Source organism: Caballeronia sp. LjRoot31, from assembly GCF_964253885.1.
GTDB lineage: Bacteria > Pseudomonadota > Gammaproteobacteria > Burkholderiales > Burkholderiaceae > Caballeronia.
The window spans coordinates 1,633,307-1,652,598 of sequence record NZ_CAXURX020000002.1 but is presented as its reverse complement, the minus strand read 5'-3'; the positions used below and the strand labels follow the sequence as shown (position 1 = coordinate 1,652,598).

General features: G+C 63.3%; 21 protein-coding genes. 7 read left to right on the top strand and 14 right to left on the bottom strand.

Annotated elements, in window-relative coordinates; translation table 11 throughout:
- The first annotated feature begins 32 nt into the window (after positions 1 to 32).
- On the top strand, positions 33 to 1,082 hold the full coding sequence (locus ACSQ8V_RS25800; RefSeq protein WP_213765737.1) for a sensor histidine kinase: 1,050 nt from the start codon (positions 33 to 35) through the stop codon (positions 1,080 to 1,082).
- On the opposite strand, the gene ACSQ8V_RS25795 is transcribed toward ACSQ8V_RS25800, so the two are convergent.
- From ACSQ8V_RS25795 to ACSQ8V_RS25745, 11 genes are all read right to left on the bottom strand, one after another.
- Positions 1,016 to 1,714, bottom strand: a complete 699-nt coding sequence (locus ACSQ8V_RS25795; RefSeq protein ID WP_213765738.1) for a response regulator — start codon at positions 1,712 to 1,714, stop codon at positions 1,016 to 1,018. The genes ACSQ8V_RS25800 and ACSQ8V_RS25795 overlap by 67 nt on opposite strands.
- Complete coding sequence (gene pqqE, locus ACSQ8V_RS25790) at positions 1,711 to 2,919, bottom strand: pyrroloquinoline quinone biosynthesis protein PqqE (protein ID WP_436207579.1); 1,209 nt, start codon at positions 2,917 to 2,919, stop codon at positions 1,711 to 1,713. Before pqqE ends, ACSQ8V_RS25795 begins: the two co-directional genes overlap by 4 nt.
- Complete coding sequence (gene pqqD / locus ACSQ8V_RS25785) at positions 2,916 to 3,191, bottom strand: pyrroloquinoline quinone biosynthesis peptide chaperone PqqD (RefSeq protein WP_436184480.1); 276 nt, start codon at positions 3,189 to 3,191, stop codon at positions 2,916 to 2,918. The genes pqqE and pqqD overlap by 4 nt, the downstream gene beginning before the upstream one ends.
- Complete coding sequence (gene pqqC, locus ACSQ8V_RS25780; protein ID WP_436208012.1) at positions 3,188 to 3,901, bottom strand: pyrroloquinoline-quinone synthase PqqC; 714 nt, start codon at positions 3,899 to 3,901, stop codon at positions 3,188 to 3,190. The genes pqqD and pqqC overlap by 4 nt, the downstream gene beginning before the upstream one ends.
- Before the next feature lie 41 nt (positions 3,902 to 3,942).
- Positions 3,943 to 4,863 (bottom strand): pyrroloquinoline quinone biosynthesis protein PqqB, encoded by a 921-nt coding sequence (gene pqqB, locus ACSQ8V_RS25775; RefSeq protein ID WP_436207578.1) that lies wholly within the window; start codon positions 4,861 to 4,863, stop codon positions 3,943 to 3,945.
- 49 nt (positions 4,864 to 4,912) lie between these two features.
- Entirely contained in the window at positions 4,913 to 5,479 is a 567-nt protein-coding gene (locus tag ACSQ8V_RS25770; protein WP_436207577.1) for a cytochrome b, read from the bottom strand.
- A 91-nt stretch (positions 5,480 to 5,570) separates the two neighbouring features.
- A complete protein-coding gene (locus tag ACSQ8V_RS25765; protein WP_436184477.1) occupies positions 5,571 to 6,401 on the bottom strand; it encodes a formylmethanofuran dehydrogenase subunit C in 831 nt (276 codons plus the stop codon).
- Positions 6,398 to 7,339 (bottom strand): formylmethanofuran--tetrahydromethanopterin N-formyltransferase, encoded by a 942-nt coding sequence (gene fhcD, locus ACSQ8V_RS25760; RefSeq protein WP_436184476.1) that lies wholly within the window; start codon positions 7,337 to 7,339, stop codon positions 6,398 to 6,400. Before fhcD ends, ACSQ8V_RS25765 begins: the two co-directional genes overlap by 4 nt.
- Positions 7,340 to 7,351: 12 nt before the next feature.
- Complete coding sequence (locus tag ACSQ8V_RS25755) at positions 7,352 to 9,049, bottom strand: formylmethanofuran dehydrogenase subunit A (RefSeq protein ID WP_436207576.1); 1,698 nt, start codon at positions 9,047 to 9,049, stop codon at positions 7,352 to 7,354.
- Positions 9,046 to 10,440, bottom strand: a complete 1,395-nt coding sequence (locus ACSQ8V_RS25750; RefSeq protein WP_436207575.1) for a formylmethanofuran dehydrogenase — start codon at positions 10,438 to 10,440, stop codon at positions 9,046 to 9,048. Before ACSQ8V_RS25750 ends, ACSQ8V_RS25755 begins: the two co-directional genes overlap by 4 nt.
- A gap of 281 nt (positions 10,441 to 10,721) precedes the next feature.
- Positions 10,722 to 11,504: a HisA/HisF-related TIM barrel protein gene (locus ACSQ8V_RS25745; RefSeq protein WP_436207574.1), complete on the bottom strand. Its 783-nt coding sequence runs from the start codon at positions 11,502 to 11,504 to the stop codon at positions 10,722 to 10,724.
- Positions 11,505 to 11,524: 20 nt separating this feature from the next.
- On the opposite strand from ACSQ8V_RS25745, the gene ACSQ8V_RS25740 reads away from it, so the two are divergent.
- The 3 genes from ACSQ8V_RS25740 to ACSQ8V_RS25730 all read left to right on the top strand — a co-directional run bounded on the left by ACSQ8V_RS25740 (position 11,525) and on the right by ACSQ8V_RS25730 (position 14,307).
- Positions 11,525 to 12,568: an ATP-grasp domain-containing protein gene (locus tag ACSQ8V_RS25740; protein ID WP_436207573.1), complete on the top strand. Its 1,044-nt coding sequence runs from the start codon at positions 11,525 to 11,527 to the stop codon at positions 12,566 to 12,568.
- Positions 12,565 to 13,647, top strand: coding sequence for a hydantoinase/oxoprolinase family protein (locus ACSQ8V_RS25735; RefSeq protein WP_436207572.1), 1,083 nt, complete (start codon positions 12,565 to 12,567; stop codon positions 13,645 to 13,647). The genes ACSQ8V_RS25740 and ACSQ8V_RS25735 overlap by 4 nt, the downstream gene beginning before the upstream one ends.
- A gap of 72 nt (positions 13,648 to 13,719) precedes the next feature.
- Positions 13,720 to 14,307, top strand: coding sequence for an amino acid kinase family protein (locus ACSQ8V_RS25730; protein WP_213765773.1), 588 nt, complete (start codon positions 13,720 to 13,722; stop codon positions 14,305 to 14,307).
- 85 nt (positions 14,308 to 14,392) lie between these two features.
- Here the strand turns inward: ACSQ8V_RS25730 and ACSQ8V_RS25725 are convergent, their stop codons facing one another.
- The 3 genes from ACSQ8V_RS25725 to pqqA form a co-directional block, all read right to left on the bottom strand.
- Positions 14,393 to 15,091, bottom strand: a complete 699-nt coding sequence (locus ACSQ8V_RS25725) for a (5-formylfuran-3-yl)methyl phosphate synthase (protein ID WP_436207571.1) — start codon at positions 15,089 to 15,091, stop codon at positions 14,393 to 14,395.
- An 18-nt stretch (positions 15,092 to 15,109) separates the two neighbouring features.
- Entirely contained in the window at positions 15,110 to 15,676 is a 567-nt protein-coding gene (locus tag ACSQ8V_RS25720) for a DUF447 domain-containing protein (protein WP_436184469.1), read from the bottom strand.
- Between the two features lie 189 nt (positions 15,677 to 15,865).
- The gene (pqqA, locus tag ACSQ8V_RS25715) at positions 15,866 to 15,940 is read right to left on the bottom strand and encodes a pyrroloquinoline quinone precursor peptide PqqA (RefSeq protein ID WP_013342881.1); all 75 of its coding nucleotides are present in this window, start codon (positions 15,938 to 15,940) and stop codon (positions 15,866 to 15,868) included.
- 418 nt (positions 15,941 to 16,358) lie between these two features.
- On the opposite strand from pqqA, the gene ACSQ8V_RS25710 reads away from it, so the two are divergent.
- From ACSQ8V_RS25710 to cbbX, 3 genes are all read left to right on the top strand, one after another.
- On the top strand, positions 16,359 to 17,849 hold the full coding sequence (locus tag ACSQ8V_RS25710) for a form I ribulose bisphosphate carboxylase large subunit (RefSeq protein ID WP_436207570.1): 1,491 nt from the start codon (positions 16,359 to 16,361) through the stop codon (positions 17,847 to 17,849).
- A 41-nt stretch (positions 17,850 to 17,890) separates the two neighbouring features.
- Complete coding sequence (locus tag ACSQ8V_RS25705; protein WP_213765752.1) at positions 17,891 to 18,328, top strand: ribulose bisphosphate carboxylase small subunit; 438 nt, start codon at positions 17,891 to 17,893, stop codon at positions 18,326 to 18,328.
- A gap of 68 nt (positions 18,329 to 18,396) precedes the next feature.
- On the top strand, positions 18,397 to 19,290 hold the full coding sequence (gene cbbX / locus ACSQ8V_RS25700) for a CbbX protein (protein WP_436208011.1): 894 nt from the start codon (positions 18,397 to 18,399) through the stop codon (positions 19,288 to 19,290).
- Positions 19,291 to 19,292: the final 2 nt, after the last annotated feature.

The window sequence follows — 19,292 nt, the reverse complement described above, 5'->3', positions numbered from 1 at the left end:
CGAGCGCGCGCGCTGAGTAGAATGAGAGCGCCATGCCACCCGATTCCCCGATCTCCTCCGCGCCAGCGCCCGCATCTCGTCCGAGCACGCACTCGAGCGTGTGGCGCGATCTCGCGTGCGTGCTGGCGGTCACGGTGCTCGCTGCCGTGCTGTGCATGCGCTTTGACGTCGGCGAGTTGACGTATTCCCTCACGCGCCGGTTCGAACGCTTCCAGATGGACGAATATCCGCCCACGCTGGTCGTGCTGGCCTTGGGCCTGGCGTGGTTTGCCTGGCGCCGCTATCGGGAATCACAACAGGAATTGCTGCATCGCCGTGTGCTTGAAGAGCGAGCTGAAAGGCTCCTCGCCGACAACCGGCGTCTCGCCAGCGAAAGCATCGGGGCACAGGAAAACGAGCGCCGCCATCTCGCGCGCGAATTGCACGACGAACTCGGTCAGTACCTGAACGCCATTGCGCTGGATGCGGGACGTATCCGTGATCTGTCAGCGCAAGGCGAGCCTGAAGTCCATCGCTTGTCGCTGGCGGTCATGCAGAGCGCGAGCACGGTGTATCGGCAGATAGGGGGAATGATCCGGCGCTTGCGGCCCATCGGACTCGATGAATTCGGCTTGCCGAGCGCACTGGAACATTGCGTTGAAAGCTGGCGTGAGCGCCTGCCACAGGCGTCGTTTGCCCTGACGGTCGACGGTGACTTCTCGGATCTGGCGGACGTGCTGAATATCACGCTCTACAGGCTGGTGCAGGAAGGGCTGACCAACGTATCGAAGTTCGCGCGCACATCGCGAGTGGAGATCTATCTGGTTCGGACTGCGGATGATCCGAATGGAGAACGTAAGCAACGAGACGAGATCGTGGTCACCATGACCGACGACGGTCCGGGCATCGACCTGACAAAACCGCGTGCGGGCCTTGGATTGATCGGCATGCGCGAGCGCGTCGAGGCGATTGGCGGCGAGTTCCATGTTGCCAGCCAGCCGGGCAGCGGTTTTTTGTTCTGCGCGCGCGTGCCGGTTCAGGCCGGATTGCCCGAACTGAACGAACCTAGCGAACCCGCCGAGTTGGCGAAATCGGTGAAATGAAGGCCCAGGCGGTTTGCCATCTGCGCAAGCTGCACGCCATTGTCCGCGCCGAACTTCTGCCGGATCACCGACTGATGGTTGGCAACGGTCTTCTGGCTCAAGCCCAGTCTTTCCGCGATGCTCGGCAGCGTATAGCCCTGCACCAGCAGGCGCAGCACCTCGAATTCCCTCGCCGATAAATGGCGTCCCGGGGGGCCCTCCTGGAACGCGGCCCTGAGCGCCAATGCATGCGACACGTCCGCGCTCAGGTAGCGTGCTCGCCCGGCGACCGCGCGGACCGCTTCGACCAGGACATCGGGCGCGCTTGCCTTGGTCACATAGCCTCGCGCGCCGGCATCGAGCGCGCGGCGCACGAAGATGGTTTCCTCGTGCACGCTGAAGATCAGCACATGAGCGTCGGGTTCACGGGCGAGCATGCGCCGCATCGCTTCAATGCCGCTCGCGCCCGGCAACGCCAGATCCATCACGACAACGTCCGGACGCAATGCACAGAAACGCTGGTACGCCTGCGCGGCGTCGGCGGCTTCACCGGCCACGCTCACGTCGGGACTCAGTTCGAGCAGGCGCCTGTAACCTTCGCGCACCACGGCGTGGTCATCGACCAGGAGGACACTGATGTTGGCGATGGTCATTTGTGGACTCCCGCGAGATCGGTGACGTTGCGATGGTTTGGGTTGTGATCGTCGGACGCCGCCGCCAGCCGGCGCGAATTGCTGTCGTTGCGAAACAGGATCGGCTGCTCGTCCGGCTCCCGTTGAACGGATTGAGCGGATTGAGCGGCCGCCTGGCGCACCACGTTGATCACGGCTTCGTGGTGGGGCGATTTATCGCAGACCGGATCGGCGTTGGCCGGGTCGCCGGTCAGCAGGTAGGCCTGGCAGCGGCAACCGCCTGCATCGATGGTTTTTTCCTCGCAACTGCGGCACGGTTCCTTCATCCAGTCGAAGCCGCGAAAGCGATTGAACGCGTCGCTGTCGTACCAGATCTCGCGAATCGATGCCTGTTTCACGTTCGGGAAGGTGAGACCGGGCAGCGAACGAGCCGTGTGGCACGGCAGTGCGGCGCCATCTGGAGCGATGCCGAGAAACACCGAGCCCCAGCCGTTCATGCATTTCTTCGGCCGGGTTTCGAAGTAGTCCGGCACGACGAAGAAGATCTTGCAGCGGTCGCCGATTTCGCTTCTGTAGCGTTCAACCACGGCTTCCGCTTCTTTCAACTGTTCAGCGGTCGGCATCAGTTGGGCACGGTTCGCATGCGCCCAGCCGTAGTACTGCGTGTTCGCGAGTTCCAGATATTCGGCGCCCATGGCGAGCGCCATGTCGATGATCTTGTCGACGTGAGGCAGGTTGTATCGATGCAGCACGCAATTGAGCACCATCGGAAAGCCATGCGCCTTGATCGATTTCGCCACGCGATTCTTCAGGTCGAAGGTGCGCGTGCTGCTCAGGAAGTCGTTGAGTTCCTGGGTCGAGTCCTGGAACGACAACTGGATGTGATCGAGTCCGGCGTCTTTCAACGCGTCGAGACGCTTGTCCGTCAGGCCGATGCCCGACGTGATCAGGTTCGTGTAAAAACCGAGCTGGCGTCCTTCACGTACGAGCACTTCCAGGTCGTCGCGCAGAAGTGGTTCGCCTCCCGAGAAGCCCAGTTGCGCGGCGCCGAGCGCACGTGCTTCGCGCAACACGCCGAGCCATTGATCGGTCGACAGTTCGCTGGCGTGGTCGGTGTAGTTCACGGGGTTGTAGCAGAACGCGCAATGCAGCGGACACCGGTATGTCAGCTCGGCCAGCAACCACAGCGGCGGCGCGATCTTGCTCATGTCGCTCATGTTGGTCATGTTGCAGCCTCCGCGCTTTCCAGCCAGCCGCGGCGCTCGGCTTCGGCGACAAACAAACGGACTTCTTCGTCAATGCCTTGCGCATTGAAGGCTTGCTGCAGGTCCTTGATCAACATGTCGATATCGCGCGTGCCGTCGCAGCGCTTGAGTATCTCGCCCGCGCTTTGGTTGAGCTTCACCATGCCTTCGGGATACAGCAGCACATGCGCTTCCTGCGCCGGTTCCCATTGCAGCCGGAAGATTCCCTTGAGCTTGAGCAGTGGCGATGTCATTGGGGGAAGGCCTTTTCGATGGCATCGAGCATTGACCACAAGATGTCGAGCTTGAACTGCAGTATTTCGAGCGCGCGTTCCTGTTGTTCACGGGTCTTGAAGTAATCGAGTGTGACCTGCAAGCCGTGTTCAACATCGCGTTGGGCGAGCGAGATACGCGAGCGGAAATACGTCAGTCCATCGGGTTCGATCCACGGATAACACGACGGCCACGTGGCAAGCCGGTCCTTGTGGATCTGGGGGGCAAAGATCTCGGTCAGGGACGAACACACCGCCTCCTGCCACGGCGCGCGGCGCGCGAAGTTGACGTAGGCATCGACGGCGAATTTCACGCCCGGCGTCACGTGTTCGAGCGACCAGAGTTCGTCGCGTGAGAGACCCACCGCGTCGCCCAGCCGGGCCCATGTCTCGATGCCGCCTTCGTCGTTGCCGTATCCGTCGTGATCGAGGATGCGCAGCACCCAGCGCCGGCGCGTCTCGCGATCGGGGCAGTTCGACATCACGGCCGCGTCCTTCAGCGGAATGTTGATCTGGTAATAAAAGCGGTTCGCGACCCAGCCGCGAATCTGGTCGCGTGAACAGCCGCCCTTGTTCATCTTCACGTTGAACGGATGATGAATGTGATATGCGGTGCCCTTCGCGCGAAGCTGGGCTTCGAACTCTTCGCGAGTCCAGGCTGTCGTGTGGTCTGTCGCGTGGTTGCTGGTCATCGGAGTGGGGCCGTTCACTTGCGTCCTCCTGTAAGCGTTGCTTAAAGTTCGAATGCCATCCCATCGAATGCAACTTCAATGCCGTGTTCCGCGAGCCGTCGTCGTTCGGGACCGTCTTCAATCAGGATCGGATTCGTGTTGTTGATGTGGATAAGGACCTTGCGCACGCCGGCGCGTTCGATCGAATCAAGCACGTCGATCATGCCGCCCGTGCCGGTTTGCGCGAGATGGCCCATGTCGGCGGCGGTCTTTTTGGAGAGCCCGAGTTCGATCATTTCGTCCGGCGTCCAGAGCGTGCCGTCGACCAGCAGCAAGTCGGCAGCATTCATCGCTTCGAGGACGTGCGGTTCCAGCGCACCAAGGCCCGGCGCATAGAACGCACGCTTGCCCGAGTGTTCATCGATGAAAGTCAGCCCGATATTGTCGCCGCGTTGCGGCGCTTCGCGATGCGGCGAATAGGGCGGCGCCTTGCTCGAAAGCGGCAGCGCTTCAATGCGGATGCCCGGCAGCGCGGGAACCGCAAACGACGCTCCATCGAGTGGAATGGCATGGCGTTCGACGCCGCAGTAATGCGCGAGTATCGATACAACCGGCAAGCCCGTGCTCAGGTCGTGCAGGACGGCATCGGTGACGTAGAGCGGCAACGGGGTATCGCGTTCACGCAGCATCAGCAGGCCGGTCACGTGATCGATCTGCGCGTCGATGGTGATGACTGCTGCAATGCCACTGTCACGCACGCGTCGCGCCGGCTGCAGTTCGGGATGGGCCGCGATTTGCGCCAGCAGGTCCGGCGATGCATTAACCAGCAGCCAGTCCTGGCCGTTCTCGCTCACGGCAATGGACGACTGCGTGCGCCGCTGTGCCTTTAGCGTTCCGTTGCGCACGCCATCGCAGTTACGGCAGTTGCAGTTCCATTGCGGAAAACCACCGCCCGCCGATGAACCGAGTACCTTGATTTTCATGCGGCGTGACGCTGGCGGCGTCCCTCTTTAAAAAGTCGGTGGAGCCTTGTCATGGCAACATCCTTTGCATCAGACGGTCGCGGTCTATTAACTGGTGTTTGAGCGCACCGGCCACATGCAGCAGGATCAATCCGATCAGGATCCAGGCCGAGACCGTGTGCACCGTGAAGAAAATCTTTCTCAGGGCCGGGTCGTCCCAGCCCCACATTGGCAGCGGGATGCCCCAGAAGCGCGTGCCGAACTTGTTGAATGACGAGCCGACGTAACCCGTCAGCGGCATGACGATCATTGCCACGTATAAAAGACCCTGCGTCGTGCTCGCGGCGGCGCGTTGCCACGCTTGCATCGGAGGAAGCGGAGGCCGGCCTGCAACCAGGCGAACCACGATGCGAATCAGCACAAGCAGGAAAACGGTCATCCCAAGCGACTTGTGGAAGTTGATCAGGCTCGACTTGAAAGCGAGGCCTTTCGGCAGCCCGACCATATAGAGGCCAATGCCGAGCATGACGATGATCGCCAGCCCGATCACCCAATGCAGGACGATTTGCGCGGGTGAATAACGCGGCACGCCGGCGCTTGCCACGAGTGGCGCGGCGGATGAATGCGCGATGTTCATGGTCGCCTCCTTCAGGTTGCGGTGTGGGCCGCTTGTCGGCTGCAGCTCATTCGTTGCTCAACGGGTTGCTCTACCCTACGCCGATTTGGTTTTATCCGACGAGTAGCACTTCCCCGCGTCCGTCCACTGCGAGATCACCGGTATACCGGCGCGGCAGCGAGCTGGCTTTCAGCGTCGAAAAGGGTGCCATCTCGGCGGCAAGCGAGCGCACGAGAAGCGACCAGAAGACATTGAATCCCTGGCCGCCTCCTGTGAATGTCGGCGGCAAACTGGCTGGCGCTTGAACCAGTAGTAGCGTGCCGCGCCGCATGCCGTAGCCGAAGTGCGGCCCGAGCTTCCCCGCGATGCCGATCGTGCCCGCCACGAGCCGCGATGCCGCGCACTCGCCCGCGTCTCCGCCGACCAGCACGAGGCCGCGGCGCATGCGGTCGCCGAGCCGCGCGCCGGTATTGCCGTGGATAGTCAGCGTGCCGCCGGTCATGCCTTCCATGTCTCCGGGCAGCGAGCCGGCCGCAAAGTCGCCGCTGTTTGCGCCTACTGTCAGGCGGCCGCCGCTCATCTGGCAGCCGGTGAAGTCGCCGGTGTCGCCATCAATGCGCAATTCGCCGCCTGCCATGCGAAAGCCCGTGTGGTTGCCGCTGGAACCGTGGACATCGATACGACCCTCAGCGAGATGCGCGCCCAGACGGTCGAGCCATGGCACATCGCCTTCGATCACGAGCGCCGCGCCATCTTCCGTAGCGTCCCCTTCCGTACGCGAAATATCGAACAGGTCGCCGGCCGCGCAACGCTCGTTACCCGCCGGCAGCACGATGCGCCCGAGCTCCGCCACCGGAAGCGCGGCGAGCGCGGCAGGCAGCAGCCCGGCAGCATCCACACGAAATCCGGGCGCACTCCTGAGCCGCAACAACGTTGTGCTCATGCGCGTCTCCCTTCAACGCCGGCCGCAAGCTCGCGAAGATGGAAGTGATAGGGGCCGAGTTTGCCGCCGTAGTTTCCCGCCGATATCCGCAGCACGCCACACGCTCGCCCAAGCCCGGCCGCGGCCGCGATCCCTGCCGTCATGGCCGCGCCGACGTCGCTGTCGGTCAGGCCGTCGATCACGATTTCGAGCACGCAGCCGACTTCGCTATCCAGTTCGCTTTTCGGCGACAAGCCGACGAGCGTCGGACAAAAGGCGTCGTTCGTCGATGCCGGTGCCGCAGCATATTTCGAGCCGACTTTGGAGCCTGAGCGCACGACTCCGCCGGGGAAGGGCATGATCACGTTGGGCAAGCGGCGCATCGCGTGAACCGCGCTTTCGGCCACCCGCAACGCCGCGTCAGCGTCGGTTGCGAGCAGCAACAAATTGCCGCCACCGACTGCCTTTACCGTGACGGTGCTTTCTTCGGCGACGAACTCGCCATCCATCACGGGCACGCGCCAGTAGCGCGTCTCGCCGAGCATCTTGCTGATCTGCCAGCCGTCGCCGAAGAAACGCAGGCTGCTGCCGAGCGGGGCGTTATCGGAGAGAGGCGCGCGGCTTGTAGCCGGATCGATACCGCTAAAGACCGCCGTAGTCGGGCATGTCAGCACACATTGCCCGACACGCCGCTCGACCTGCTTCGCCAGTTCTTTCGTCGATACCGCGAACAGCAGCACCGCGACGCCCGGCCGGCCGTCCGGCGTTTCATGCGGCCCGAGTTCGCGTTCGATCCCCGCTTCGCAACCGCAGCCGATGACCGATGTGGCGAAGCCCGTCAGCGACTGCGCCGCATGGCTCGCCCAGACCGGCGTGTGCGCGGTGATGACGAGCCGCGTCGCTTTCATCGGGAAGGCTTCCGCGAAGGTGTCGTCGATGAGGGTGTCGTTGATCTGCATGGTGTTCACGTCTCACGCGCCGGCGCTCAGGCACGCAACCGGCAAGAGCCTGCCACCACGGCAGCAGGTGCAGATTTCGTCGTCGCTGATGGCCGCGTGGACCGGGTTGCCGACCAGGTTTGCCGCGCTATACGCTCGCAAGGTCTTTTCGATACCGCGATCAAAATCGGGCGACACGTAGTGGATGCCACCCGTGGGCGTGGCGACCAGCACGCCGTCGCGCGCGACCAGTTGTCCGTCCTTGAACACATACGCCGGCGATGTAAACATCTGTTCCTTGTCCACGTGATCCCGATACACCGCGATGTCCGCCGCCGCGCCTACGCCCAGGTGGCCGCGATCCTTCAGGCCGAGCAAGCGCGCGGGACCCGCGCGCGTGATGATCGCAATGTCGTACAGCGAGAACTCGCGTGTGAGTTCCGGCAGCGCGCTCGCGACCTGCGCTTCGGGGTTCAGCTTCGCCAGTTGCTCGTCGCGAAAGCCCTTGTCCATCAGTAAGCGGATCAGGTGCGGATAACTCGTGAACGGTCCGCCGTTCGGGTGATCGGTGGTCATCGACACGCGCCAGGGGTCGCCGACAGCCAGGAAAATCTCGAGCCCGATGATCCATTGCAGTGCGTTCACGTAGCTCTGCTCGCGGTATTTGAATGGCACGATTCCGCAGCCCGCGTCGCATTCGATGTCACCGACTATCCACTTCTTCGGCGTCGCAAGCGGCGCGTTCCTGAACTGCATCATGGTGTCGCCCGACGCTGTGACGGTCTGTCCGAAAATGATCTGGCCGACATCGATCGACACGTTTGGCCGCGCATTCACAGCGTCGGCAATCGCGTGCGCGCCCGATGAAAACTTGCGCGGTCCTTCCACGCCATAGCTATGAAACTGGATATGCGTCAGATGAATGGGCAGGCCGTCGGCGGCGTCCATGGTGGCGATCGTCGAATCGATGTTGCCCGGCACGCCAAGGTTGCTCGCATGCACGTGCAGCGGATGCGGCACCCCCAGTTCGGTCAGTGCGCGCGACAACGTGCGCAGCACGTCGCGCGGCGTGATGCCGTAATGCACATGCGGCTCGTCCACGTTCAGCGAGCGCTGGTTGAACTTGAACGCGGAAATGCCGCCGGGATTGACCACCTTCACCCCGAGCGCCTTGCTTGCGTGCATCGTCCAGCCGACGTAATCGCGCAGGCGCTCGAAGCTGTCGCGTTCGGCCAGAAGCTGCAGGAACAGCTCGTCGTTGCCCAGCATCACGTACGCGCCGTGATCGATGATCGGCGTGTCGCCCATTTCCAGATGCGTGTGGCGCGCGTTGGACGGCATCATCGCGGGCTCGAAGGCGGCCGTGTATCCCATCTCCGCGTATCGATACCCGGTAGCGAGCGTGCCGGGCGCGCAAGTACCGCATGACGGCAGCCGCAAGTAGCGGCCGTTGATGGCTTGTTCGGGCGGTTCGCCGCCTGCGCCGCTGCCGCGATGATCCTCCGGCAGCAGCAGGCGCGAGAGATTGGTCTTGCCCCCGCCAATGTGCGAGTGCAGGTCGATACCGCCCGCCATCACGATCATGCCGGTGGCGTCGAATTCCTGATCGACGGGAGCGCCGGGTTCGGCCGCGATCAGCCGGCCGTCGCGCATGGTCAGGTCGCGGCGTTCGCCGTTGATGCCGTTGGCCGGATCGTAGAGCGTGCCGCCTTTTAGCCGCGTCAGGCTCATGGCGGGCTCCTTGAGTCGAGCAAGCCGGACAATCGTGCCGCGATGGCCGCGACCGTTGGCAGTGCCGTCGCGCGTGCGGCGCTCAGCGGCGCGACCACCGAACCGTCAACGCGAAACAGGTGGCCGCCGCTATCTACGCCGGGTGTCGCCACAGCGATGAATACGGTCGGCGCGGTGCGTGTGGCGAGCATCGATCGCATCGCGGGATGGCCGAGCACGATGGCCGGGACGTTATCGGCGAGACCGGGTGGCAGCGGCTCAGGCTGGAAGCTCGCGACCCATAACAGCGCATCGACTTCATGAGCTGACAGAAGCCGTTGCGTCCGGTAGCGCTGCGGATCGTGATCGAGCTGGGGCTGATCAGCAAGGCGCGTGGGCATCGACACGCGGGTACGCAGTGGCAACCCCGATAGCCACGTGACGGCCTGGTTGACGCTCAGCGCGCCATCGTCACCGCCAAGCGCGAGTGCACCGGCGCGCGTGGTCCGGTTCGCCGCCTTGACGATCCGGTTCACCGCTTCGATCAGCAACGCCGGATGCGGACCGGGCAATGCGGCCGGTTCATACACAACCACCGCATAACGTGCGGCGCTTACGCGCCCGGCCAGATCCGCAAGCGCGTGAGCGATGGCGTTGCCGGTGCCGTCGTGGATCGATGCCTCGGTGCGGCCTTGTGTCAGCGCGGACCAGATCGCCAGGATGTCGTACGGATCGGCGTCCTTGAGGATTGAATGCGTGCTGGTGTTTTCAACGATATCCGCCGCAGGATCCACTTCGCAGCCCACGAATATCAGGTCGCGCGCGTGATCCGTGCCACCCAGCATGCGCTCGTAAAAACGCGGATAACGCAGCGATGGCTGGCAATCAAAAATGATCAGGAGGTCCGCGCGCGTACGCACTTCGGAGAGCGTAGTGAAAAACCCGCCACGGTCCTGCAAGGCGGCCGTCGATGCGGCCATGGCATCGCCGTGCAGATGATCGAGGATCGCGCCGCAGCCGGCCGCCAGCGGGTAGAGCGCGCGGGCACCCGCGACATCGGTCGCCAGTCCGCCAAAGAGCGGGCGGGATGCGCGTTTCAGGATATCGGCGGCGCGCTGCAGGGCCGATTCCAGGTCGGTATCCTGACCATCGATAGCGGGCTGGCTTGCACCGGGCACACTGGACCACGTCAACGCGCGGGCGAGCCGCGGGCAATCGACATCGGGTGCATCGAGCGTGCCGTCGCCGTGCACGATGGTCGTGATGTCGTCGCAGAGCAGGGGACAGAACGGGCAGGTCCAGTCGCGCACGCCGGGCTCAGGCGAGGGCGCAGCAGCGGACAGCGGCGATGAGGCCGCGGTGCGTACGCTTGGCTGAGCGACACTCGACGAAGGGGCGGACGAAAGATGCATGAAGCCATTAGTGCAAAGTCCATGCCGGTTTTTGAAGCGCAATGTCCGACGGCTGCACCGCAAGCGGGTCTCTGCGCAGATGCAGCGGGCATGGGGGACAGAGCGGGACTGCGCCCGCTCATTGCGCCGCAGCCAAGTCCCTATGACCCCCGCTGCGCAGCACAGTATGTGCGGCGCTGGAACACACTGTCACCCGCTGCGCATGGCTATCACGGTTCCTTGCCAAAGGATTACAGGCCAAGGCCCGACGTGCCGGTTGGCATGGATATTGTGTATTCGGCTCAGGGTTTGGCGGACGGAAGATCGAGCCGCCGGTCATGGAGGGCGGAGGCCACGAGCCACGCAGCGGCGCCGCTGTGGGCGGCGGCGGATAAGTCGGCGGCATGGCGGATACCGCCGGCACCGATAAGCTCACGATCACCGGCTTGCGCCCGAATGGCCGTGAAGGTGTCGAGGTCGGGGCCTTCATAGGAGCCGACGTGGTCGAGCGTCATGACGATCACACGCGATGGCCACCATGATGTGTCGGGTCCCGGCTGTCCTGCCGACGGCTCCGATATAAGCCGGCCGGCGCGGTGATCGAGTGAGAGCACGGGCGCAAGACCGGCGGCTTCGGCCTCGTGCAGGGCATGGGTAGTGTGCAGGGTCTCGGTGCCGAAGACGGGCACGAGCGTGGCGCGGTGACGTGGCCGAATGCCATGGATACGACGGATAGAGTCAATGCGATCGAAGAGCGTTTGCATTGAAGGGAAATCGGTGAAGCCCGCGTCGAGCCAGATTTCGACGTTGTGGCCGCACACTTGGTGAGGCGTCTGGTCGTGCCGGTCGAGCGCGTCAAGCAGCGCTGCAAGGTGGCCGGCGTGATCGCCTTGCTGCAGGATCGCGCCGAGGTCGGCGACGTAGAGCCTGCGGGCGCCGGTCGCGGCCAACAGCGCATGGGCGACGGCGAGCGGCTCGCTGGTCGCGCACAGTGAGGACTCGATCGGCCTGTAGCGGGCGCGCTCGCCACGCACCGCGCGTACAGCGAAGCCATCGAGCAGATCGAGTACTGGTATCACCTGCATCACCTGCATGGAAGGGACCCTTGACCAAGTTATTCGTGTACGAGTATCTCACTGGCGGTGGCATCGATCCGGCACTTGCCGGCGAGGCCAGTCTGCTCGATCTTAGCGCCCTCGTCGTGGAAGGCCGCGCAATGCGCGATGCCCTGGTGAAAGACCTCCTCGAACTCGACAGCGTGGAGGTGACGTTCGCCAGTTCGCGTTTCGAAACTGTCGATCCGTCGCGCAGCCATTACAAGGCGCTGCCCGGCGAATCGATCACGGCTTTTGTGGCGCGTGTCGCCCGGCAGCATGATCGGGCGTGGATCATAGCGCCCGAATGCGACGGCTTGCTGCTGCGTCTGCATGACTCCGTTGGCTCGGCGCGCTGGCTGGGATGCTCGAAGGAAGCCATCAGAATTGCGTCGAGCAAGAGCGCGACAGCGGCATGCATGGAAGCGCACGGGATTGCGGTGACGCCCGCGCTCGAACCCGGCGAGCTTGCTGATACCGGCAACCCGCGCGCGCGCTGGGTCGTGAAGCCCGACGACGGCGCGGGCGGTCTGGACACGTTCGTCTACGACGATTTCACCGATGCTTGCACCGAGTACGAGTCGCGCGCGGCGGCCGGCCGCAATCCCGTCCTTCAGGAATGGGTCGATGGCGAGCCGTTGAGCCTGTCGCTCGTCTGCGGCGAGCACGATGTGGAACTGGCCAGCATCAATCGACAGTTGATTGGCCTGCCCGGCGTGACCGCGCCGGGAAAGAAGGCGCACGTGGTCGAGTTCAGCGGCGTGGAGGTCGATCAGATCGACCGGCACGGCGCGCAGGGGCGCGCACTCGACGCACTGGCGCGGCAGGTCGTGGCGGCGTTGCCTGGCTTGCGCGGATTCGTCGGGATCGATCTGGTGTGGCATTCGCAGAGAGGGCCGGTGGTGATCGAAGTCAATCCGCGGTTGACGGCGGCGTATGCGGGGTTGTCGGCGCGGCTCGGGCGCAACCTGGCCGGCGATCTGCTCAAGGCGCATGGCGTGCCGCACGAATGTGGCGCCAGTACGCACGCGTGTGCATCGGGAGCACGTTCATGAAAACCGCCGGGGTGGTCTTCGGCTGGGATGTGGGCGGCGCCCACGTCAAGGTGTCAGTGGTGGCGGCGTCCGGCCAGTTGCTCGATATCGCGCAATGGGCTTGTCCGTTATGGCAAGGGCTCGGGCACCTGGAGCAGGTGCTTGATTCCGTATTCGAACGCTGGCCGGGTGCTCGCGAGGCGGGTGCCTGCCATGCAGTCACCATGACAGGCGAGATGGTCGATCTCTTCGCCGATCGCGCCGAGGGCGTCAGCGTTCTTGTGGATACGCTTGCGCGGCGGCTTGGACCGGACACGCGATTTTTCGCGGGCGCGGCTGGCTGGCTTGCGCCCGGCGCGTGCGCCGATGGCTGGCGCGACGTGGCATCGGCGAACTGGCGCGCCACCGCGCAATGGGTCGCGAGCCGTGTCAGCGATGCGCTGCTCGTCGATATAGGCAGTACCACTACGGATATCGTGCCGATTGTCGCCGGGCGCGTCGCGGCGCGCGGCAGTAACGACGCGAGCCGGCTTGCCAACGGCGAGCTGTTGTATCAGGGCGTAGTGCGCACGCCGTTGTGCGGGGTATCGCATCGTATTGTTTTTCGTGATGTGCGAGTCAACGTGATGAATGAATGGTTCGCGACGACCGCGGATATCTATCGGTTGACGGGGGAATTATGGCCGGCACACGATCAGTATCCGAGCGCCGATAACAGACCGAAGACCGAGGCTGCGAGCCGTGCCCGGATGGCACGGATGATTGGCCTTGACGCTCGCGACGCTGGCGACAACGAATGGCGGGAATTCGCGCAAACCTGGCGTGACGAGCAGATGCAGATCCTGGCGGAGAACCTGGCCCGCGTGACTGATGCGCATCCGGCGCTTGAACACGCGCCGCTGGTGGGAGCGGGGTGCGGGCGGTTTCTGACCAATGCGATGGCGCGGCGGCAAGGACGGGATTTTATCGATTTCACGGGCCTGGTCGATGCGCCCGGCGCGAGTCGGGATGTGCTGGAATGGATAGCGACCTGCGCGCCGGGTGTGACGGTAGCGTTACTGTCATTACAGGTGTTGCACGAGCCTGCGGCTGCGGCTTGATGTGGGCGTGGTGTAAAGCGTACGACGGTGACGGTGTGTGTGGGCGAGTCAAACCAGAGCGAGGGGCATGTCATGTGGGTGGTGAAAATCGGGGGTAGCCTGAGTCACGACCCGTCGTTGCGCGAATGGCTTACCCAGCTTTGGGAAGTAGGCGGCGGGCGGGTCGTGATCGTGCCGGGCGGCGGGGATTTCGCGGACACGGTTCGCCAGTACCAGAGTGAGTGGCATTTTGGCGACCTGGCCGCTCACAACATGTGCCTGCTTGCGATGGCGCAGTACGCCATATTGATGCAGGGGGTTTTGCCGGAACTCGTGTTGGCATCGAACGAGATCCGCATCCGGCGCGCATTGCGCGATGGGCGCGTGGCCGTGTGGGTGCCGACCGACCTGATGCGCGATACACCTGATGAAATGACCAACTGGGACACGACGTCGGATAGCCTCGCCGCGTGGCTGTCGACTACGCTGAACGCTGAGCGGCTGATGGTGGTGAAGTCGTGCGCGGTCGACGCCACGCCGCTCGAGGCTTTATCGTCGAGAGGGGTGGTAGATGCGCGCTTTGTCAAGCATGTGGCGGATGCCAACTACGTCGTGGAGATGTTCAATAAGGGCGACGCCGGTTTGATGAGGGAGAGGTTGTTGCATATTCCGGTGGCTTGATCTGGCGAAAATCAACCTCAAAACAGAACCCCGAATGCAGACGAATGCCAACGAAACCCAATTCGCGATATCTTCCAGGCGAAGCTTAATGCGGGTCCGCGACCGCACTCCGATGCAGTGCCTCGGCCCATTGCGCGACTCTTGCGGGGTCCAGCCGCCCCGCACGCCCTCCCTCGCACAGTGCGGTGCGAAACCCCGCTATATCCGGCGCCAGTTCGCGAATCTCCGGCAGTTGCGCCCAACCGAGCGACCCCGCCAACCCGGTCATTGAACCGTTCTCGCCGGCCGCTCGCAAGCAAGCTGCGAGCGTGTTCTTATCGATGCAATCGAAGAGCGTGCGGCCGTTCTTGACGGCGGTATCGAAGACGATTCCCGCAAAGCCCAACGCCGCTGCAAAGCGAGCCAGCTCCACATCCATGCCCGCATCGCACAGCAGCACCGGCACGACAGCCGCCGGCAAGTTCGCCAGCTCAATCAGGCAATCCCGCGCCGCTGCCCCGGGTGTCACGCCGACCTTCACATAATCCACCCCCGTATTGCCCACCTCGATCACGCGCGTGGCGATCTCATCGATCGCCTCGGTCGCGATATCGCCGATAGTTGCGCTGATCGGCTTGACCGGGAAGGTCGATCGCAGCCGGGCCACGATCCGTGTGATCTCGTCCAGGGACACACCACCCAACGCCCCGGCGCCCGGTTCCTTCAGATCAATCAGTTCGGCGCCCGCAAGCGCTGCATCCAGCGCTTCTTCGGACGAGCGGACGCTCGCGAGCAATGCAGTCATGAAAACCTCCGGAATAATTCAGCGCGCCGCGCCCGAGCGATGCCGTGCAATGGCCGCCATGATCCAGTCCCACGCAATACGCTCGTGCTCACCGGCGGTTTTATCGATGGCGATTTGCAAGTACGCCACTTCATGGTCGACCTTTTCTGCAGGCAACATGAACAGACGGCTCACGAGAATCGCGCCCTCCACGACGGCAGCCTGCGCCCGATTGAACCCCGTGAACGGCGCATGCGTCTCGCCATGCACACTTCTCATCCGCAGCACCGGACGCTGCGGGTCGTCCCGGAATGTCTCGAGTTCAAGCTCCGTGTGAGCGAGCGAATCCTCCAGCAGCACGCTGTTCACGCGCGCGGCGGCCCGTGTCGGCCAGTCCCGCGAGTAACCTGTCACGCAGCCTGCAAACACGCGCACGTCGGTCGTGAAGTTGATCACGGCCGCGCGCGTGGCAACGATATTGTCCAGCGTGGTGGAGGGGCGAAACGGCGCAAGAATCACCAGACCGTCCTCGAAGCGAACGCCCATGGGTGCAATGTGGGGCCGGCCATCGCGCGCCGCGGTCGTGACGATCGTTTCGTGGATCATGGCGGGGAACGCTGGTCATGGCGACGCACTGGGAGCCGGCGGATTGGCACATTTCAACTCAAGCGTAATCGTTACCTGTGTCACTTGCGACGTGAGCCCGGTTCAGCCGGCAGCACGCCAGGACGATCACGCCAAGCCGCACGTCAGTTGCCCATGCAAGGACCATGGGCCGACGGCGGCGCCCGGCGCTTAACGCGTTGCGATATACATCGTGATTTCGAAACCAAAACGCATATCGGTGTAGCTCGGTGTCGTCCACTGCATAGTCGTCTCCATCAAGTTATCCAACGGAACGCCAGTACCACCCGTCGTCGCCTTTCCAGCAGCTTTCGCAACGGCAAGCAGCACCAGCAGGCACCCTCACGCAAGCAGCGTGCCAAAACACGCGCGTCGTGTTCGGAGCACATACGGAACACGCGGGCTGGATGGCGCAATGACGAATGCGTCTGACTGTCGCGGAACCGCAGCAAAGTGTCCCATGTCGTTCCGACACACGGATGTAGGGAGTACCCCACGTTAACGGATCGCTTAACCCTGACGAAGAAAATCGTGAATTCCCCTCGGGCCGGCTCACGCTTACATTGCAATCACGGCGCAGGCCAGTTCGTTCATCTGTTCAGCTATCTGGTCACGAGCGCTTTGAAGCTTCCGCAGCGCGGTTTTCTCTTTCGAGGCAAACGAAATGAACGACTTCACCAAGGCCGCCGTCGAGCCGGCATCCAATGCGCCGGCCCCGCGTTCCCGCTACTCGGCGGGCGTCATGAAGTATCGCGAGATGGGTTACTGGCAGCCCGACTACGTACCGAAGGACACCGATGTGATCGCTCTCTTCCGGATCACGCCGCAACCCGGCGTCGAGCCCGAGGAAGCGGCGGCGGCGGTGGCGGGGGAATCGTCGACGGCAACCTGGACCGTGGTCTGGACCGACCGGCTTACCGCCTGCGATATGTATCGCGCCAAGGCGTACCGCGTGGACGCCGTACCGGCTTCGAGCAGCGCGGAGCCGCAGTATTTCGCGTATATCGCGTATGACCTCGACCTGTTCGAGGAAGGCTCGGTCGCGAACCTGACGGCATCGATCATCGGCAACGTGTTTGGCTTCAAGCCGTTGAAAGCGCTGCGGCTCGAGGACATGCGCATGCCTGTTGCTTATCTCAAGACTTTTCAGGGGCCGCCGACGGGCATCGTGGTCGAACGCGAGCGGCTCGACAAGTACGGCCGTCCGTTGCTCGGCGCCACGGTGAAACCGAAGCTGGGGCTCTCCGGCAAGAACTACGGACGCGTGGTGTATGAAGGTCTGAGAGGCGGGCTCGATTTTTTGAAGGACGATGAGAACATCAACTCACAGCCGTTCATGCACTGGCGCGACCGGTTCCTGTTTTCCATGGAAGCCGTGAACCGCGCGCAAGCCGCTACCGGCGAGGTCAAGGGACACTACCTCAACGTCACGGCCGGGACCATGGAGGACATGTATGAACGCGCGGAATTCGCGAAGGAGCTGGGCTCGTGCATTGTGATGATCGACCTGGTGATCGGCTGGACCGCTATCCAGTCCATGGCGCGCTGGGCTCGCAGGAACGACATGATCCTGCACCTGCATCGAGCTGGACATGGCACTTATACGCGACAGCGCAGTCACGGCATTTCGTTTCGCGTGATCGCGAAATGGCTGCGCATGGCAGGCGTGGATCATGCACATGCCGGTACGGCGGTCGGCAAGCTTGAAGGTGATCCGCTTTCGGTACAGGGCTATTACAACGTGTTGCGTGAGTCGCACAATCCGGTGGACTTGTCGCGCGGCATATTTTTCGATCAGCCTTGGGCTGGATTGCGCAAAATCATGCCGGTGGCTTCCGGCGGCATTCACGCCGGGCAGATGCACCAGTTGCTGGACCTGTTCGGCGATGACTGCATCCTGCAGTTCGGTGGTGGCACGATCGGTCACCCCGCCGGCATCCAGGCAGGCGCTGTCGCCAACCGCGTCGCGCTCGAAGTCATGGTGAAGGCGCGCAACGAAGGCCGCGACATCGCGCACGAGGGGCCGGAAATACTTGAGAGCGCGGCGCGCTGGTGTACGCCGCTCAAGCAGGCGCTCGATACATGGCGCGATGTGACGTTCAACTATGCGTCGACCGACACGCCGGATTTTGCCGCCATGCCAACGCCGGCCTGAGGCCCTGAGCTTTTAGGAAACTGACTGAAAAGAGGTTAGTCATGCAAATCACACAAGGCACGTTTTCATTCCTTCCTGACCTCACCGACGAGGAGATCGGCTTGCAGATCGACTACGCCCTGCAGCAGGGCTGGGCCTGCTCGGTCGAGTTCACTGACGACCCGCATCCGCGCAATACCTACTGGGAAATGTGGGGCTTGCCGATGTTCGACCTGAAAGACCCCGCCGGCGCGATGCAGGAAGTCAACGCTTGCCGAACGACATATCCGCAGCATTACATCAAGGTCAACGCGTTCGATTCAGTGCGGGGATTCGAGACCATGCGGCTGTCGTTCATCGTCAATCGGCCACAGGATGAACCGGGCTTCCGCCTGGAGCGCCAGGACGTCCACGGCCGCGTTCAGCACTACGCGATGAAGGCTTATTCGAATGACCGGCCGCCCTCGAGCCGCCAAGTACCTGCGCCACTGGAGAGATGACGATGACGTTAGCCGCAGCCGATCTGCCGGTTCACGAACCGCCTGAAAAATCGCCCGTTCAGCCGGACATGCCGAGCGTCGATCTCGTCGCGCTGTTCCGCGAGTCGGCGGTGGGCGAGGTGCTGGCGGAACTCGATCGCGATCTGGTCGGGCTTGCTCCGGTGAAGACGCGTATAGGCGAAATAGCGGCGCAACTGCTGGTCGAGCGGGCGCGCGAAACGCTGGGGATCGCGAGCGGCGCACCCACTTTGCATATGTGTTTCTCCGGCAATCCGGGCACTGGCAAGACAACGGTCGCGCTGCGCATGGCGGAAGTATTGTTCAGGCTGGGTTATATCCGCCGCAAGCATCTGGTGTCGGTTACGCGAGACGACCTTGTTGGCCAGTACATCGGGCACACGGCGCCCAAGACACGCGACGTACTCAAGCGCGCCATGGGCGGCGTTCTGTTTATCGATGAAGCGTATTACTTGTATCGGCCGGAAAACGAGCGCGATTACGGGCAGGAAGCTATTGAGATCCTGTTGCAGACCATGGAGAACCAGCGTTCGGATCTGGTAGTCATTCTGGCGGGCTATGAGTCGCGGATGGAAACCTTCTTCCAGAGTAATCCGGGGTTTCGCTCGCGGATTGCGCATCACGTCACGTTCCCCGACTACGACGCCGCGGAACTGCTCGCGATTGCCGAAGGCATGCTCGCACGGATGCACTACCGGCTCGACGCCGAGGCGCGTACCGCGTTCGAAGACTATCTCGCGCGGCGCATCCGCCAGCCGAATTTCGCGAATGCGCGCTCGGTGCGCAACGCGCTCGACCGCGCGCGATTGCGCCAGGCCAGCCGTCTGTTCGCCGAGGCGATGCAAGGCGGCGGTCCATCCGACACCGCCGCGCTGACCCTGCTGTGCGCCACCGATATTCGCGCGAGCCGTGTGTTCGACGCGCCGTCGCCCGGACCTGCTTAAAC

Coding starts and splice junctions, on each gene's coding strand:
- ACSQ8V_RS25800 (WP_213765737.1), top strand. CDS start 33: ATGCCACCCGATTCCCCGATCTCCTCCGCGCCAGCGCCCGCATCTCGT.
- ACSQ8V_RS25795 (WP_213765738.1), bottom strand. CDS start 1,714: ATGACCATCGCCAACATCAGTGTCCTCCTGGTCGATGACCACGCCGTG.
- pqqE (WP_436207579.1), bottom strand. CDS start 2,919: ATGACCAACATGAGCGACATGAGCAAGATCGCGCCGCCGCTGTGGTTG.
- pqqD (WP_436184480.1), bottom strand. CDS start 3,191: ATGACATCGCCACTGCTCAAGCTCAAGGGAATCTTCCGGCTGCAATGG.
- pqqC (WP_436208012.1), bottom strand. CDS start 3,901: ATGACCAGCAACCACGCGACAGACCACACGACAGCCTGGACTCGCGAA.
- pqqB (WP_436207578.1), bottom strand. CDS start 4,863: ATGAAAATCAAGGTACTCGGTTCATCGGCGGGCGGTGGTTTTCCGCAA.
- ACSQ8V_RS25770 (WP_436207577.1), bottom strand. CDS start 5,479: ATGAACATCGCGCATTCATCCGCCGCGCCACTCGTGGCAAGCGCCGGC.
- ACSQ8V_RS25765 (WP_436184477.1), bottom strand. CDS start 6,401: ATGAGCACAACGTTGTTGCGGCTCAGGAGTGCGCCCGGATTTCGTGTG.
- fhcD (WP_436184476.1), bottom strand. CDS start 7,339: ATGCAGATCAACGACACCCTCATCGACGACACCTTCGCGGAAGCCTTC.
- ACSQ8V_RS25755 (WP_436207576.1), bottom strand. CDS start 9,049: ATGAGCCTGACGCGGCTAAAAGGCGGCACGCTCTACGATCCGGCCAAC.
- ACSQ8V_RS25750 (WP_436207575.1), bottom strand. CDS start 10,440: ATGCATCTTTCGTCCGCCCCTTCGTCGAGTGTCGCTCAGCCAAGCGTA.
- ACSQ8V_RS25745 (WP_436207574.1), bottom strand. CDS start 11,504: ATGCAGGTGATACCAGTACTCGATCTGCTCGATGGCTTCGCTGTACGC.
- ACSQ8V_RS25735 (WP_436207572.1), top strand. CDS start 12,565: ATGAAAACCGCCGGGGTGGTCTTCGGCTGGGATGTGGGCGGCGCCCAC.
- ACSQ8V_RS25730 (WP_213765773.1), top strand. CDS start 13,720: ATGTGGGTGGTGAAAATCGGGGGTAGCCTGAGTCACGACCCGTCGTTG.
- ACSQ8V_RS25725 (WP_436207571.1), bottom strand. CDS start 15,091: ATGACTGCATTGCTCGCGAGCGTCCGCTCGTCCGAAGAAGCGCTGGAT.
- ACSQ8V_RS25720 (WP_436184469.1), bottom strand. CDS start 15,676: ATGATCCACGAAACGATCGTCACGACCGCGGCGCGCGATGGCCGGCCC.
- ACSQ8V_RS25710 (WP_436207570.1), top strand. CDS start 16,359: ATGAACGACTTCACCAAGGCCGCCGTCGAGCCGGCATCCAATGCGCCG.
- ACSQ8V_RS25705 (WP_213765752.1), top strand. CDS start 17,891: ATGCAAATCACACAAGGCACGTTTTCATTCCTTCCTGACCTCACCGAC.
- cbbX (WP_436208011.1), top strand. CDS start 18,397: ATGCCGAGCGTCGATCTCGTCGCGCTGTTCCGCGAGTCGGCGGTGGGC.